The sequence below is a fragment of the Lacrimispora sp. 38-1 genome (genome assembly GCF_049890855.1).
In the GTDB taxonomy this organism is placed as follows: domain Bacteria; phylum Bacillota; class Clostridia; order Lachnospirales; family Lachnospiraceae; genus Lacrimispora.
On the sequence record NZ_JBANEW010000013.1, the window covers coordinates 47,598 to 62,462 of the forward strand.

Consider the following 14,865-nt stretch of genomic DNA (forward strand, 5'->3'; position numbering starts at 1 on the left):
TTTATAATCTCCTTTATTACTTTTGTATTGTCAGATAACTGATTAATCCGCTTATCCTTAATCAGATACGGTATATATTTCTTCTGTTATCAAATCAATCAGTGGTGCTAATTCACTTTGTAACGAACGGTATTCTTTATTATTTCTTAGGGAATTAAGCGATTGTTGATCTTTCCATAAACTGATAACACCAAAATGCGGGTTATCATCCTCATGGTTAGGCTCTAGGAAATGTACTTCGATACAGCCAGCTTTGACATTTAGTGAAACCAACTTATTCTTACCTACCCTGATTAATTGATCTTCCATTCCTGTAATACATTTTATTTTTACAATTCTCGCAATCATAGGTACCTCCAATAATCTATGCCTTATAACCAGCAGTAAATATTTACTTTATCTACTAAAGATTATTTAACGAATAATATTTACTGTTCCTTCCTTTCTTGGAGCCGGAGATGGCTGTGGCATGTCTTTATATCCAAAAGCTGCTGCGCCAACAAAGACATGATTATCTGGGATTCCTAATTCGTTTTTCAATGTTTGTCCTTCCTCTGTCTGGAAAATCATGGTCAATGCATGAACCCAACATGAACCAATTCCCATAGATTCAGCAGCAATCAACATGTTTTCTAGTGCCACACTGCCGTTATTGAGATAAGCGGCTACCTCCTTTTCACCACATGCTATAACAAACGTCGGAGCACCATGATATACACAAAAATTATCAGCCTTTGCTCGATCCTCAAAAACTTTAATGCCTGAACTGAGGTAGACTTGCTTGCACACATCATTAATTTTTTTTAGCATCTTTTCATTTTGTACTACAGTAAAGTAGGTAGATTGTTGATTCAAGCCACAAGGAGCGTATTTTCCGGCTTCCAGTATCATTTGCAGCTCCTCATCTTTAATCTGTTCATTTTTGTACTTGCGGATGCTTCTTCTGTTTAATATGATTTTGATTGTCTCGTTCATCTTATCTTTCTCCTATCTTGAAAATTAATTTTACACAGCATACTCTTTATACCGACACATTGTAGTTTAATTTGAGCATGATTATATTCTACTCCTGCATATCAGAAATAGATAGCCGTAAACTATTGCTTTTTCCAAGAAAATAAGCTACAATTTGTAGTGTTTATAAAGGAGGTATAATTATGCATCTCAATGTTTCTATTCTTCTGGAACAATTATCAGATATTATCCTTTGTTCAAAAAATGATAACTACTCCGATGAATTACATTTGAATCGACCAGAACATTATATTAATCAGGAGGCACTATTATGTGACCATATATATATTGCTTCTCAGCAATCATTACCGGCTTCTCTCAAGACAGAGCTCGGTGCTTGTTTAATCAGTGTGGGAAAGCCACCAGAAGATTTTTTTAATAAGGAGCTTTCTATTATCTGTGTCAAGGATGAAATCAACATCCTTGCTCTTTTCAATGAAGTACAAGTATTATTTGATCAATATGACACCTGGGATCAACGTCTGCAACAATGTGTCAATTACAATACAGACTTACAAGATATTATTGATGTGTCCGACATTATATTCCGCAATCCTATTTACTTCAGTGATGCCGATTATCGTATACTTGCAGAGTCAAAAAATAACCCACTAAATATTAAATACAATTATATACCAGAAAAATGCTTGACTGATTTGAAGCAAAGTGAAAACTATGAGCGAATGTGGAACAATGGGATACCAACATTATCCGATCACGATTACCGGCACCTTTCCATCGTAGTTCGATCTCAGGGCAGATTTGTACTTTTTATCTCGATTATGGAAGCGCGCACACCTTTCCGAGAGAGCGACCCGATTCTGCTGCGACACATGGCTCATTATGCCCTGCTCAATTATGAGCAAAATCAAGTTCATGAGCAAAACCACTATACTTCGTTGGATTATATTCTAAAACAGTATTTAAATAAACAGCAAGTTACAGAACAGACCCTTGAAAAAGCGCTCACAACCCATAGTTGGAAGGCAAACCATAACTTTTATTTCTGCTTTATTGAATTATCTGAAATGGATATCCGCTACAATATGATTAAATCCCAATGTTCCCAAATTAAAAAAATCTTTAATAACTCTGCCATCGTATTCGAATATCACAACAATCTCTGTGCAGTAATCAACTTGTCCTTATTGAGCGATATTAAAACTGAAACAAAATTACACTCACTTCTTCAGAGTAGTAACCTTAGATTAGGTAAAAGTAAAGAATTTAGCGATATTAATAATGTAAGAAATTATTATATTCAGGCTTCTTCTGCACTGGAACTTGGCAAACATTTAAATCCGAATTTGCATTGCTATAAATTTGACGACTATTGCCTTGAGTATATATTAAATAGTCCCTGCCAGAACCTTACACCAGAATCTCTTTGTCCAGATGGACTGATCAAGATGCGAGAATATGATAAGAATCATAATACTCAATATGTCCTCACTCTAAAAACATATATTGATCAAAAATTCAATGCAACACATGCTGCAAAAAAAATGTTTATCCACCGTACTACTCTCTTAGAACGATTAAATAAAATCTCTACTTTTATAAATATGGATTTAGATGATCCTCGAAATTGTCTTTACTTGATGATTGCATTAGTACTTTTGGATTATTAGCTATATATTTTTAAAAATGTTAAGCAACCAGCGTAACCGGCATTGCTTAACACTATAGTGAGAATGGTTCGGCATGAAAGGTAGACAGTGTATCACAGCAGAGGGTCTTGACACGAGATCAAATGATGTAGAAGCATTGCTAATAGCAAGGGTGTCGCCAACGATTTCCAATTTGAAATAAGCTGGGTGCATCAGAATTACGCACTCGATATGCCTCATATAGAAAAACGTATCTATCACTTTTTAATATAATCATTAATTCAATTTCAATCTGTAAAATAAACTATTAAAAAAGGCACATTTTCAAAATGAAAAAGTACCTTTTTACCCTTGATTCATCAAGTGTCCCGTCCCTATAAATTATAATTTAAGCCACAAGCTTTCATGCCTGCGGCTTATTGTTTAAGTGGAGATAGTGGGATTCGAACCCATGACCTCTTGAATGCCATTCAAGCGCTCTCCCAGCTGAGCTATACCCCCATATGGTCGAAAACCCTTTATCTATGCGGGTTTCCAGCATTTTACTTCTTTAGATCTACTTCTTCTTTGAGGGGTCGTTTACCGGACATCTCGCGCTCCCAGCTGAGCTATACCCCCATGACGGCTATTATAGCAAAGAGTAAAAAAAATTGCAACTAGATATTGCATTTAACAAAAAAAATGTTATAATACATTCAGAACAACTGCATACAGATGTCTTCAGGGCAGGGTGAAATTCCCGACCGGCGGTAAAGTCCGCGAGCGCTCAGAGCGCAGAATTGGTTAAATTCCAATACCGACAGTAAAGTCTGGATGAAAGAAGATGTGTTAAATGATGATAATACACCTGTCTATTTTTAACACCTGAAAGACACTCTTTCAGGTGTTACTTATTTTTCAGGAGGTCTGTATCATGAATATGAGCAGAAAAGCAAACAAACTAACTGTAATGGCGATGCTGTGTGCATTGGCATTTGTCGCCGTGGTGGCAATCCGGATCCCGTTAATCCCTATCGTTCCATTTTTGGAATATGAACCCAAAGATGTGATTATTCTGACCGGAGGATTTCTATTTGGTCCTATGTCCGCAGCTCTGATCTCAATTATTGTCTCTTTTATCGAAATGTTTACAATCAGCAGCACCGGAATCATCGGACTTATTATGAACATCCTTTCAACCGTGGCCTTTGTCTGTCCTGCTGCCTACCTCTATAAGAAACACCACTCCATGAAGGGAGCCTTTCTTGGTATGGTTGCCGGAACACTTCTTATGACACTGGTTATGGTACTTTGGAACTATTTAATCACCCCGATTTTCATGGGTTACCCCAGAGAAGCGGTGGCTGAGCTTCTGCTTCCTGCATTTGTACCTTTTAACCTGCTGAAAGGCGGAATTAATACGGCACTGACATTGTTGATCTATAAACCGTTAGTTACTACACTAAGAAAATCCAATCTCTTAAACTTTACTGATACTGCATCAGAGAAACGCAGTTATAATCTTGGCATGACGCTCACTGCTGCAGTAGTTTTTGTTACCTGTATTATGGTAATTATGGTAATGAGAGGCGCAATGTAAAACAATAACCCTAAAAAGGTCCAACCCATTAAGCGGGCAGGACCTTTTTTGTCTGTTCTTCATCTGTTAAATTCTCTCCAACGCTTCAGGCTGTCTATGGAAAACGAATATTCAGGTGTTACAACTGTATCCTTAATCTCATTGCTGTAATACCACGGATCTGTGTCATGAAGAGGGTTATTCAGTACATGAAACTCCTGGGCCGGCATATATCCCTGTGCCAGTAAAAAACACCGGTTCCCGGATTCATCTTCGGCCACATCCACAACCATAACACAGTGTCCGGGGCTTCCTCCCCGAATCAATAAATCGCCTGCCAGCACCTGGCTTAGATCGGTCCTGGTGCACTCTTTTTCAAGAGAAAGCGTTCCCGCATATACCATGACCTGACGTAAATATTTTAGGAAGCTTTCTCTGCTGTCATCATAAGCAGCCTTCTGTACCCAGGATACATTATTTTTATCCACCAGCAGACGCTTTCCGGCTCTCCAGGACGGATAATCCATTAAAAATCCGCTGGTTAAATGAAATGCAATGGCATCATAGGCTCCCACTGACCATAAATATTCTCCGTACATTCGTATGACGCTGTCAGCACATTGCTGTAGATCTCCTTCTGTCAAAGGCATGGCAAATACTGCAGCGTGGACATCCTGGCGTTTTTTCTCCTTACCGTCATATAAAAGTACGGGACTCTTGTCCGGTTTCATGGAATACTGTCTTAAATATCCCTGCAGGCTTCCTGCCGGTTTTTCCAGTCTCCTGTAACCGGCAGGAACCAGGAAACGGCTCTCCAGCGTAGAACCGGCAGGATCTAAAAGCAAAGCCTTATCACCCGTCATATCACTTCCAGCTGAAGAACTTTCTATTCTGCTTTCCTTTTTGGTTTCCTCCAGCGAAACAATTGACAGGCCGCGTTCCGGCGTAGCAGCATAAGGTACCGGCTGCTCATTTAAAATAATCCCCGGATGATCTGACCGCACCGAAACAGCCGCCATACAAAGTATCGCCCCGGCTATAACAAAACTGATGGTTCGCTTCATAATAAGACCCCCTACATACTGGCAGTGTTTCCCAGACTCTTTTCTAACATTGTAGCATAGTCTTATTTTGATTACCAGAAGGAATCTTAACCCTTGACCGCACCTGCTGTCATTCCGCCCATGAACTGCTTGCTTGCCACCATATATACAAGGATAATGGGAACAATGGCGATGGCAGAACCTGCAAACAGAATATTCCATGCTGCTGCTCCGTCACCTGCATTCTGAAGAGCAACGACTCCTACGGTCAGTGGGCGAAGCTTTTCATTGGTCATGGTAAAGATTAAGGGAAGGATATATTCATTCCAGCCGCCGCGGAATGATAATAGGGCAACGCTTGCCAAAGCGGGCTTTAAAACAGGAAGTATGACTCTGTAGTAGATTCCGAAAAAACTGCAGCCGTCTATCTTTGCGGCTTCATCCATCTCTTTTGGGATGCTGTTCATAAAACCATGGATCAGAAACACATACGTCGCCTGACCGCTTCCGGCAGATATCAGCACGATGGAAATCAGAGACCGGTTCATGTGCAATTTTACAGCCAGTTCAAACAGGGGACGAAGTGCAACACTTCCCACATTAATAAACATGAACATTACCATGGAATTATAGATGAGACTTTTAAGCTTAAATTCTTTTCTGGAAAATACATAGCCTGCCATACTGCTTACAGTTAGGGAAACTGCCATTACTCCAAAGCTGATTATCAGACTGTTAAGAGTGTATCTGGAGAAATTCGCCATTTCCCATGCCTGTATGTAATTATCCAGAATGAATTTTTGCGGAAGCAGATTTACGCCTCCCCGGACAAGTTCGTTATTGGTTTTAAAGGAACCAAACAGGATATAAATAACCGGATAAACAGTAAAAAATGCCAGTGTTGCAAGAAGAAGAAAAATAACAACGTTAATTATTTTGGTTTTACGGGATTCTACGGAATGCCCTGCTCTTTCTTTTGCCATTGTTTTCTCCCTCCTATGAAATGTCATCCATTTTTTTGCTGGCCTTCAGATATGCAATCGTGATAATTCCCACTATGAGCGCTGAAACTATGCTGAGAACGGAGCCATATCCGATCTGAAGCGGGGTCTTTGCTCTTGAAGTGCCAAATACCATCTGGAAAATGTAGGAAAACATCACATGGGTCCGGTTGTTGGGACCGCCCGCCGTTAATACCAGTATGGACTCATAATCTTTAAATGCGGTGGTAATCGCCAGCATAATGACTACTTTTAATACAGGTCCCAGCATGGGAAGGGTGATCTTAAAAAAGGTCTGAATTCCGTTCGCACCGTCTATCTGTGCACTTTCATATACATCAGAGGGAATTCCAGCCAGTCCGGAAATCAGCAGAATCATATAATTTCCAAAACCTCCCCAGACTGCCACTATGACCACTGCTGCCATTGCAGTTTTGCCGCTTCCCAGCCAGTCTACAGGCTGTTGTATCACTCCTATGCCCTGCAGGAACGCATTTAAAACTCCGTTATAAGTGGCAAAGATAAAATACCAGATCAGGCTGTATACCGCCGAACTGATGACAGTTGGAAGGAAATAAATTCCCTGCATCAGTCCGCTTCCAAACCGTTTTCTCTGTAAAAGCACCGCTGTCACCAGAGAAAGAGGAAGCAGAAAGAGAAGCTTACACAGGGCATATTCAAAGGTGTGAAGAACGCTTTTCCAGTATATCCCATCTCCGGTAATTCGTTTAAAGTTTTCGAATCCTACAAAATATGCCTTAAAACCATTGTAATCATAAAAAACATACCGGATCAGCCATGTAAATGGATATACCGACATTACCAGGATAAAAAAGATGGTGGGAATCAGCATCAGCCACATGGGGATATCTCCATGATCCCAGCTCTTTTTTAACCGTTGTCCCAAAGATTTGTTTGAATTCATTTCCTTCACTCCTTTTTTTATTCTAAAATCGCCTGTCCGCTCCTGCCCACCGGTGAAAGAAAGGCTGCTGCAAGACAGCAAGTTCTGTTTGCAGCAGCCGTAATACCATTTTACTTATCCAGATATTCCACTGTGCCTGCGCTTGGATGAAGAGGATCAAAATCCTTAATAACCACACGTTTTGTCTTGCCCATTTTTACTTCTTTTTCCAGAGCATCATTATAGGTCTGATTTAATTTAGCAATGGTTTCGTCGATAGACGGTCCTTCCGGAAGACATGCATTCCAGAGTGCGTCTCTGTAATTTTCGCCGTCAGGAGTTACGGATGGAACAACCGGGTACACTGCTTCATAATCAGCACCTGCAAAATCTGCCATTCTTCCGGTTTTGCTCTTATCAATCTTATCTTCCATATACTTGGATATTGGCAGGGAATAGCCGCCTTCCAGGTAACCTTTTAATACGTTTTCGGATCCAAAGTATTCAATAACTTCCCATGCTTCCTTCGGATGCTCTGTAAATGCACTCATCATCCAGCCGGTATTGGGTGAGCAGGCTTCAGCACCTTTGATCTCGCCGTCCAGAGTGGGAAGCTGTGCAACGCCCCACTGGATCTTAGCCGGGAACTGCTCGGTTAAAACGGTTGCTTCCTGGGATGCATTGCCATGGATTGCTGCATGACCTTCTGCAAACTGTACACGTGCCGGGTCTATTTTTATGGATGCTGAGCCAGGAAATACACTTTCGTCCTGGAACATCTGGCGTACTGTTTCAAGGTATGGCTTAAATCCGGTAAAATCAAATTTTCCTTCTTTGTAGTTATACAGGGTAACTCCGCTCATTTCTGCAGAGTGCTCCAGCCATCTTTCAAAAGGACCGCTGGCTCCCGGGAAAATGATTCCGTAATAATCTCCTGCGCCTGCCTCTGTGATCTTCTTTGCTATTTCCGGAAGGTCACTGACCTTCTTCGGCACCTCAAGTCCCAGCTTATCAAAGATATCTTTGTTGTAAATTATTCTGGAGCCGCTTCTTTTGCCGCATGGAACCCAGTATATCTTATCTCCTACTACGTTACAGCCTTCATATAAGTGCTGATCCACCTCATTTACTTTTTTAAAGTCATCAGTCAGGTAATCATTTAAAGGCTGGATAATTCCATTATCCACGAAGTTCCTGAAATCATCTCCGTTGATCTGAGAAAATATATCCGGTGACTGTCCTGAATTAGCAGCCATGGACAATAAGTTTTCGTAGTTTTCTGTCTGCACAACGTAGTCCAGGACAATATGATCATTGGTTTTATTAAATTCATCAACTACTTTGTTCATGTACTCCAGATCATGCCGGTTATCCGTCCAGATGGTGATTTTCACCTTATCTGACGAAGCGGAATCCTTTTTTGTTTCTCCCCCTGCGGCTGTTGTCTTCTCCTCGCCGCCTCCTGTTGCTGCCGGAGTCGTCTGCTCCGTACCTTTTGCCCCACATGCGGATAATGCTGATGCTGCCATCATGCAGGCAAGCCCCATTGCTGCCAGTCGTTTTGTTTTTCTCATAGTTTCTGCTCCCTTCCTTTTGTCAACTTTTACCTTCTTGTTGGTGATGTGTCTTTATAATAAATCATTTTATCGTTTGAAAACACCACTTTTTCTACTATACATGTAACATTTTTTACGAATTATTTCACCCAAAGCCTTTCGCCTTGATTTTCATTATGCACAATGCTATAATTGCCTTGCTTCTCAATACGAACTGAGGAAAGGATGCCGCTATGAGCCCAATATCCATTATTACTTTGCTGATTGTAGACGATGAGGCGGAGATCCGTTCCGGTCTCCGGTCCATTATACCATGGGAAGATTATTCGATCACACTGATCGGGACTGCTGCCAATGGCGCGGAAGCCCTGGATAAAATCCGCTATTATGAACCGGATATTGTAATAACTGATATTCAGATGCCGGGGATGAGCGGACTTGAGCTTGTACGGCGCGCCAGAGAGGAACAGTTTGACTGTTCTTTTGTTATATTAAGCGGTTATGATGAATTTGAATATGCGAGAAATGCCATCCGGTACGGAGTGCGGGAATATTTGCTGAAGCCCATTTCCATCAGGGATTTAACAGAACTGATCCAAAATTTAAAAGAAGAAATTCTAAGCAGGCGGGATTATCACAGCGATCAGCTTTCCACACTGAGAAAGCTGCGAAAAGCGCAGGTTTCCCTGCGAAAACAGAACTTAATCCCCCAGCTTCTTAGAGGAGAGCTTTCCGCCCCGGAGCTTAATAAGGTAATTGAAGAGTATGACCTGCCCATACGGGATAAGGAAAGCTGCTCGGTTTTGATCCAGGCATTTTCCACGTATCCGTATGCGGAAGAAACTGCTGAACTGGCAAACACACTTGTCCCTCTTTTGGAAGCTCTGGAAGAAGAAATAAACGGATTACCCGCGCTGATTTCCGATTATCCTCCTGCCGGGCTTGTACTGATCGTAAATCTTCCATTCCAGTCAGACCAGTGGAACTCGCTCCATAAGATGCTGGAGTATCATATAAAGAAAATCAATAAAGACGGACTTGTCTGCATCACAGCTGCCATCGGCAAACCTGTTTCTTCTCTATGCACAATTTCCTCCTCTTTCCAGGAGGCAAGGCAGATTATTACCTGGCATATCTATCCCGAAACCGGTCCGGTTATTGATTCTTCTGTTCTTGATATCGGACAGCCTGCCGTGATTATGCCCGGAGATGATCTTCTGGAGGCTGTATTAAAGGATGACAGAGACGGAATACAGATCCGCTTAAAACTCTACTTAGATAAGCTGACGACCCCCGTTCTCCCCCCGCCTTCCTATCTATACAGTATGTGCAATTATCTGATAATCACTATGCAAAGCCAGTTATCCCGGTATCTGGACGGCCCTCCAAAAAGCTATACCGGCAATTCTTTTGCAGCACTGCAGAGTCTGAACTCATTAGAGGATATTGAAAGTTTTATGATAAAGATCCTTTCCGGATTTGCAGAAGAACTGGCGGTCAGCCAGGCGGCCAAGAACGATCCTTTAATACAGAAAGCACTTGACTACATTAATAAAAATCTCTTAAAAAACCCCAGAACTGAAGATGTATGCAGTTATCTGGGACTAAGCAAAAGCTATTTCAGCACTTATTTTAAAAATAAAACACAGCTGAACTTTCGTGATTATACATTGGATTTAAAGATCAACTATGCACAGGAACAGCTGAAGTTCCAGGAACATACATCGGGAGAAGTCTCCCTGCTGCTGGGTTATGAGGATTACCGTTCCTTCAGCCGTGCCTTCAAAGCAAGAACCGGACTCACACCTTCCGAATATCAGAAACAGTTTGCTGCCGGAGAAAGGAGCAGTCCATGATCAAATGGTTCGCCAATTTAAAATTCCGTTACCAGCTTGTGACTGGAATGATTTTCATTACGTCGGCTGCTCTCTTTCTCATCGGACAGCTGTCTTATTTCTATTTTTATGAGCGAAACACCAATGAAGTCTTAAGAAGAGCACGAAGCTCTGTGCAGATGGCCGGGGCTTCCCTTTCTTCCCAGTTTAATTCACTTTCAGCTGCTACAAACCATCTGCTGGTAAAGGAACCGTTTCCCCAGATGATCGCCGATATCAATAACTATAATTTTACCGGCTACGCCGGATATTTCACCTCTGCAGCAGCTGTTACAGATTCATTTCTTCAGAATCATGATCTTGTAAACAATGTACTGGTATGCGGAGATGATCATATTATGTTCAGTCCCACAACGCTTGGAATCAGCAGCCACTTTGATCAGCTTCTGCCCGAGAATATCTGGCAATATCTGCATATAACTGTACTGCCCACCCGGTACAGCATCATGTTTGGCAAAAAAGGGGTAATTCCAGTCTCCTATCCCGTCTCCAGTATCCTCTCGTCAAAGAATCTGGCATATCAGGATCTTCCTGACTTAAGAAAAGTACGGTTCATTCTTCTGATTGACACGGAGCAGATCCGGGATTATTTTAACCGGATGTCCAACCGGTACACTTACTGTATGTATCTGGCGGACGAAAACGGGCAGCCTTTGGATATCACGGAAAAAGAGTATCCGGATGCATTTCTTCCCCAGATCTGCCAATGGATTACAGACGGCTCTCCCGGGCAGGAAGGAACGGTTAAAGCGGAAAATGAAGATCTGTTTCTGACCATGGACCGCATTAAATTCTGTAATTTAAACGTAGTCCACATGACAAAAAAATCTGCACTTACCGGGGATATCAAGGAGCTCCGCTCGTTTTTTATTCTTGTGTGGATAGCCTGTTTTCTGGCGGCCGTTTTACTCAGCCTGGCTCTTTCCGGGCTTCTTACCAGAAATTTAAGGGTTCTTGGAACCATAATCCGGAACATCAATGACAAAACCTATACAAAACGAAGAGAATTTAACCATACAGACGAAATCAGCCTTTTGGGAGTCCAGTTAAACCAGATGTACGATACCATACAGCTGCAGCTCTTACAGATTAAGGACGAGGAACAAAAAAAGGCAATGGCAGAGATACAGATGATGTCGGAACAGATTAATCCTCATTTTCTTTACAATACTCTGGAATGCATTCATTTTCAGATATTAAATGGTCATTCGGAAACTGCCGAAGGGATGCTGGAAAGTCTGGGAAAATATTTAAGGACTACACTGAGCTTTGGAAAAACTCTGATTTCTGTAGAAAAAGAAGTGGAACATGTCATTTCCTATATGGAAATCATGAACCGCCACTCTTCAGACGGGATTTTGCTGGAAACTAAAATTGAACCTTCGTTAAAAGACTGCAAAATCATGAAAATTCTTCTGCAGCCGCTGGCGGAGAACTCCATACGCCACGGTTTCGGTGGTTTAGTAAGCGGCTTTGAACCGGTTCCTCCCCGGATTGATATTCTGATATCATCAGCGGAAAACAACCGGATCAGGATTGAAGTAACGGACAATGGTAAGGGGATTGATATCGAAGTGGCAAATGCCTGCATTACGGAAAATTCGCCGGAGTCCCAAAAGCATTTCGGACTGTCCAATATACAAAAGAGACTGAAAGCGTGCTATGGGGATTCTTTTCATATATCATTCTTAAGCATCCCTTATTTAAAGAACAGCGTTATTATTGAGCTTCCTAAAGATATATAGAAACCGGATCAGTGTGGTTTTTCCATGCTGATCCGGTTGTTGTTTATGATGGATTAAATTTAAACTGGACCGGCCAGGTTCCTGACAGACCGGTTTTTATACCCAAGCACTGATGATAAAGCCCCCAGCATGCCGGTACACAGAAACATGACTGCCATTCCGCTTCCATGTCCTTTCCCAACAATGCCTTGTAAAAAAACTGCTCCAGTATGATTAGAAGCCATATATGGTTCAAATACGTAATCAGCCAGATACCCACCAAGAAGAAGACCTATGGGAATTGTGGAATATTGAATTCCATTGCGGATTGCAAAAATTCTTCCCTGGATGTTCACTGGAACGGCGCGGTACAACAGTGCGCTTTGACCTGCCATGATAAATGGTATGGGAAAGCTTGCAAAGATTCCGGCTGCAGACCATGCAAAAGCATTTCTCCCTGCTCCCATCAGCAAATCTCCAAGCAAAAATGAAATTCCTGCTGAAAGATAAATCATCTTACTGGGATTTTTTGTTCCTTTGCCTGCAGCAACGAATATGCCGCCCGCAATTCCACCTGCGCCCAGCATACTGTTAACCAGTCCAAAGGTACCTGTATCTCCTCCGCTTCTGGCTAAAATCATAGGAGAAAGGATATTCTCATAGGTCAGTCTGGAGAAGAAATTAATCAGTGCGAGACTGAGCATCAGATATAAAATACCTGGTTCTTTCTTTAAAAATTCTATATCTTCCCGGTCTTTCCGTTTTGCATGGAAGTTAAGTGTTTTTGATGTCTGTGCATTCTCCCCCGGCTTTACGAAAAACAATGTAAACATGCAGAACACAAATGACAGCAGATCAACTACCAGCACCAGCCAGATTCCGGAAAATCCAACAAGTGTCCCGGAAAGAACAGGCGCAGTAACCATGATTAAATTAGAAGAAAATGAATTCAGGCCACTTGCCTTCTCATAATTTCCATCTGTTATCAAAAGCCCGGTCAGAACTGATGATGCCGGTGACTGAAACGCATTCATAAAACCGATGACTGCATTTACAAGATAAATCTGCGTCAACGCAAGACTTCCCCTGTACAAACTTAAAAGAATACTGATTGTACACACGGCCGCTGCGGTGTCGGAAATAATCAGAATCTTCTTTTTTGACGCCCGGTCTATAAAAGTCCCTGCAAAAATGCTTACTAATATGTAAGGCAGATAACTGCAAAATGTCATAAATGACACTGCCATTGCTGATTCAGACTGCTTATAAGCCCATATGGTCAGAGCGAAAGAAGTCATGGAACTGCCCAGCTGAGATACCGCCTGCCCCAGCCAGAATATTTTATAATCTGTATTTAATTTTGATTTCATTGTATTCTCTCCTTATAAGTAAATTCCCTATAAGTACAAAATCCAATGAGGACGAGATTATGATTAAATGATACCCCTCTGTACAAGCCTCGTCCATTCATCAGACCCTGTACAGAGAAAAGCACTCATATCGATTGTTTGGTTTCCCATGATTTTTATCACCTCACTTTCCCATTTCCGGTAGTTAGCTCATAGAGCATTGTAACATATCGTCTATAATTTGCAAAGCTGATGTATTCCTGATAATGTATGATCCACCTTACTGAACCACCATACTGAAGGTTATAGCCTGGCTTCAGCTGTATATTTAACATTGCATTTTCTTGCAATCGCATAAAGGTCGCATCCACATCCGTCTGGAACAAAAATGGAAAGAATAATGAAAACTTTGAGCCATATTATATCATTTTGTAGATTTTAAATATTTTCCAACATACAAAAAGGGAACTGTTTCTCCACTAAAAAATTAATTAGTTTTAAAACAGCCCCTTTAAATAACTTATCCTATAACAATTGCATTAAGTGCTCTGGTTATTGCACTCGCTGTTGCGACATTTGTTCCGGTAACGGTTATATTCACAGAATACGTGAATGTGCCTGCACCGGGCGTATCTACCCATGTCATATTTGGTATTTCTCCATATAGTCTTGTTGCTCCAGTTGAATCGTCATCTTTCTCAACCGTTACTGTAGAAATAATGACTCCAGATCGTAACAGATCATAAACAATCGTATATTGATAGTTACCAGCAGATGATGTCGTAATCTCTACTTCGGCCATAGAATCCAGTTTTACATTCTGGCTGGCTGTTGTAGTGATTGCTGCTAAAGTTAAAACGGGTGTTGTCACACCTAATGTTAATGCCAATGGCGTAGCAGTCTGAACCGTGGTGATATTTGCTGGACCGGTTGGACCGGTATCTCCGGTTGGACCAGTTGGGCCGGTGTCTCCCGTTGGGCCGGTATCTCCCGTTGGACCGGTGTCTCCTGTCGGGCCGGTATCTCCCGTTGGGCCGGTGTCTCCAGTTGGACCCGTATCTCCAGTTGGGCCGGTGTCTCCGGTTGGACCAGTATCTCCAGTTGGGCCGGTGTCTCCAGTTGGGCCGGTGTCTCCCGTTGGACCCGTATCTCCTGTCGGGCCGGTATCTCCGGTCGGGCCGGTGTCTCCTGTTGGACCCGTATCTCCGGTC

Annotated in this window: 12 protein-coding genes, 1 tRNA gene and 1 riboswitch; of the genes, 4 read left to right on the forward strand and 9 right to left on the reverse strand. The window is 41.9% G+C overall.

Annotation, left to right across the window (positions count from 1 at the left end; translation table 11 throughout):
- Positions 1-57: 57 nt before the first annotated feature.
- Both V7D18_RS03485 and V7D18_RS03490 read right to left on the reverse strand, forming a co-directional pair.
- Positions 58-348 carry an antibiotic biosynthesis monooxygenase family protein gene (locus tag V7D18_RS03485; RefSeq protein ID WP_426151483.1) on the reverse strand — a complete coding sequence of 97 codons (291 nt, stop codon included), beginning with the start codon at positions 346-348 and terminating at the stop codon, positions 58-60.
- A gap of 66 nt (positions 349-414) precedes the next feature.
- Positions 415-975, reverse strand: a complete 561-nt coding sequence (locus tag V7D18_RS03490) for a nitroreductase family protein (protein WP_426151485.1) — start codon at positions 973-975, stop codon at positions 415-417.
- 182 nt (positions 976-1,157) lie between these two features.
- On the opposite strand from V7D18_RS03490, the gene V7D18_RS03495 reads away from it, so the two are divergent.
- Positions 1,158-2,645, forward strand: a complete 1,488-nt coding sequence (locus tag V7D18_RS03495) for a PucR family transcriptional regulator (RefSeq protein ID WP_426151487.1) — start codon at positions 1,158-1,160, stop codon at positions 2,643-2,645.
- A 407-nt stretch (positions 2,646-3,052) separates the two neighbouring features.
- Here the strand turns inward: V7D18_RS03495 and V7D18_RS03500 are convergent.
- Positions 3,053-3,125, reverse strand: a tRNA-Ala gene (locus tag V7D18_RS03500).
- Positions 3,126-3,336: 211 nt separating this feature from the next.
- A riboswitch (FMN riboswitch) is annotated at positions 3,337-3,453 on the forward strand.
- A gap of 84 nt (positions 3,454-3,537) precedes the next feature.
- On the opposite strand from V7D18_RS03500, the gene V7D18_RS03505 reads away from it, so the two are divergent.
- Complete coding sequence (locus V7D18_RS03505) at positions 3,538-4,203, forward strand: ECF transporter S component (RefSeq protein WP_426151489.1); 666 nt, start codon at positions 3,538-3,540, stop codon at positions 4,201-4,203.
- Positions 4,204-4,262: 59 nt separating this feature from the next.
- Here V7D18_RS03505 and V7D18_RS03510 read toward each other — a convergent pair whose 3' ends face one another.
- The 4 genes from V7D18_RS03510 to V7D18_RS03525 form a co-directional block, all read right to left on the reverse strand.
- The gene (locus tag V7D18_RS03510) at positions 4,263-5,246 is read right to left on the reverse strand and encodes a DUF4846 domain-containing protein (protein ID WP_426151491.1); all 984 of its coding nucleotides are present in this window, start codon (positions 5,244-5,246) and stop codon (positions 4,263-4,265) included.
- 86 nt (positions 5,247-5,332) lie between these two features.
- Complete coding sequence (locus V7D18_RS03515) at positions 5,333-6,208, reverse strand: carbohydrate ABC transporter permease (RefSeq protein WP_426151493.1); 876 nt, start codon at positions 6,206-6,208, stop codon at positions 5,333-5,335.
- Positions 6,209-6,221: 13 nt separating this feature from the next.
- Entirely contained in the window at positions 6,222-7,151 is a 930-nt protein-coding gene (locus V7D18_RS03520; protein WP_426151495.1) for a carbohydrate ABC transporter permease, read from the reverse strand.
- Between the two features lie 110 nt (positions 7,152-7,261).
- On the reverse strand, positions 7,262-8,704 hold the full coding sequence (locus tag V7D18_RS03525; RefSeq protein ID WP_426151497.1) for an ABC transporter substrate-binding protein: 1,443 nt from the start codon (positions 8,702-8,704) through the stop codon (positions 7,262-7,264).
- A 215-nt stretch (positions 8,705-8,919) separates the two neighbouring features.
- Between V7D18_RS03525 and V7D18_RS03530 the strand changes: the two genes are divergently transcribed.
- Together V7D18_RS03530 and V7D18_RS03535 are read left to right on the forward strand one after the other, a co-directional pair.
- Positions 8,920-10,542, forward strand: a complete 1,623-nt coding sequence (locus V7D18_RS03530; RefSeq protein WP_426151499.1) for a response regulator — start codon at positions 8,920-8,922, stop codon at positions 10,540-10,542.
- The gene (locus V7D18_RS03535; protein ID WP_426151501.1) at positions 10,539-12,326 is read left to right on the forward strand and encodes a sensor histidine kinase; all 1,788 of its coding nucleotides are present in this window, start codon (positions 10,539-10,541) and stop codon (positions 12,324-12,326) included. The genes V7D18_RS03530 and V7D18_RS03535 overlap by 4 nt, the downstream gene beginning before the upstream one ends.
- 59 nt (positions 12,327-12,385) lie before the next feature.
- Here V7D18_RS03535 and V7D18_RS03540 read toward each other — a convergent pair whose 3' ends face one another.
- Both V7D18_RS03540 and V7D18_RS03545 read right to left on the reverse strand, forming a co-directional pair.
- The gene (locus tag V7D18_RS03540; RefSeq protein WP_426151503.1) at positions 12,386-13,675 is read right to left on the reverse strand and encodes an MFS transporter; all 1,290 of its coding nucleotides are present in this window, start codon (positions 13,673-13,675) and stop codon (positions 12,386-12,388) included.
- 499 nt (positions 13,676-14,174) lie between these two features.
- On the reverse strand, positions 14,175-14,865 hold a 691-nt coding region (locus V7D18_RS03545), incomplete at its 5' end, for a hypothetical protein (RefSeq protein ID WP_426151505.1).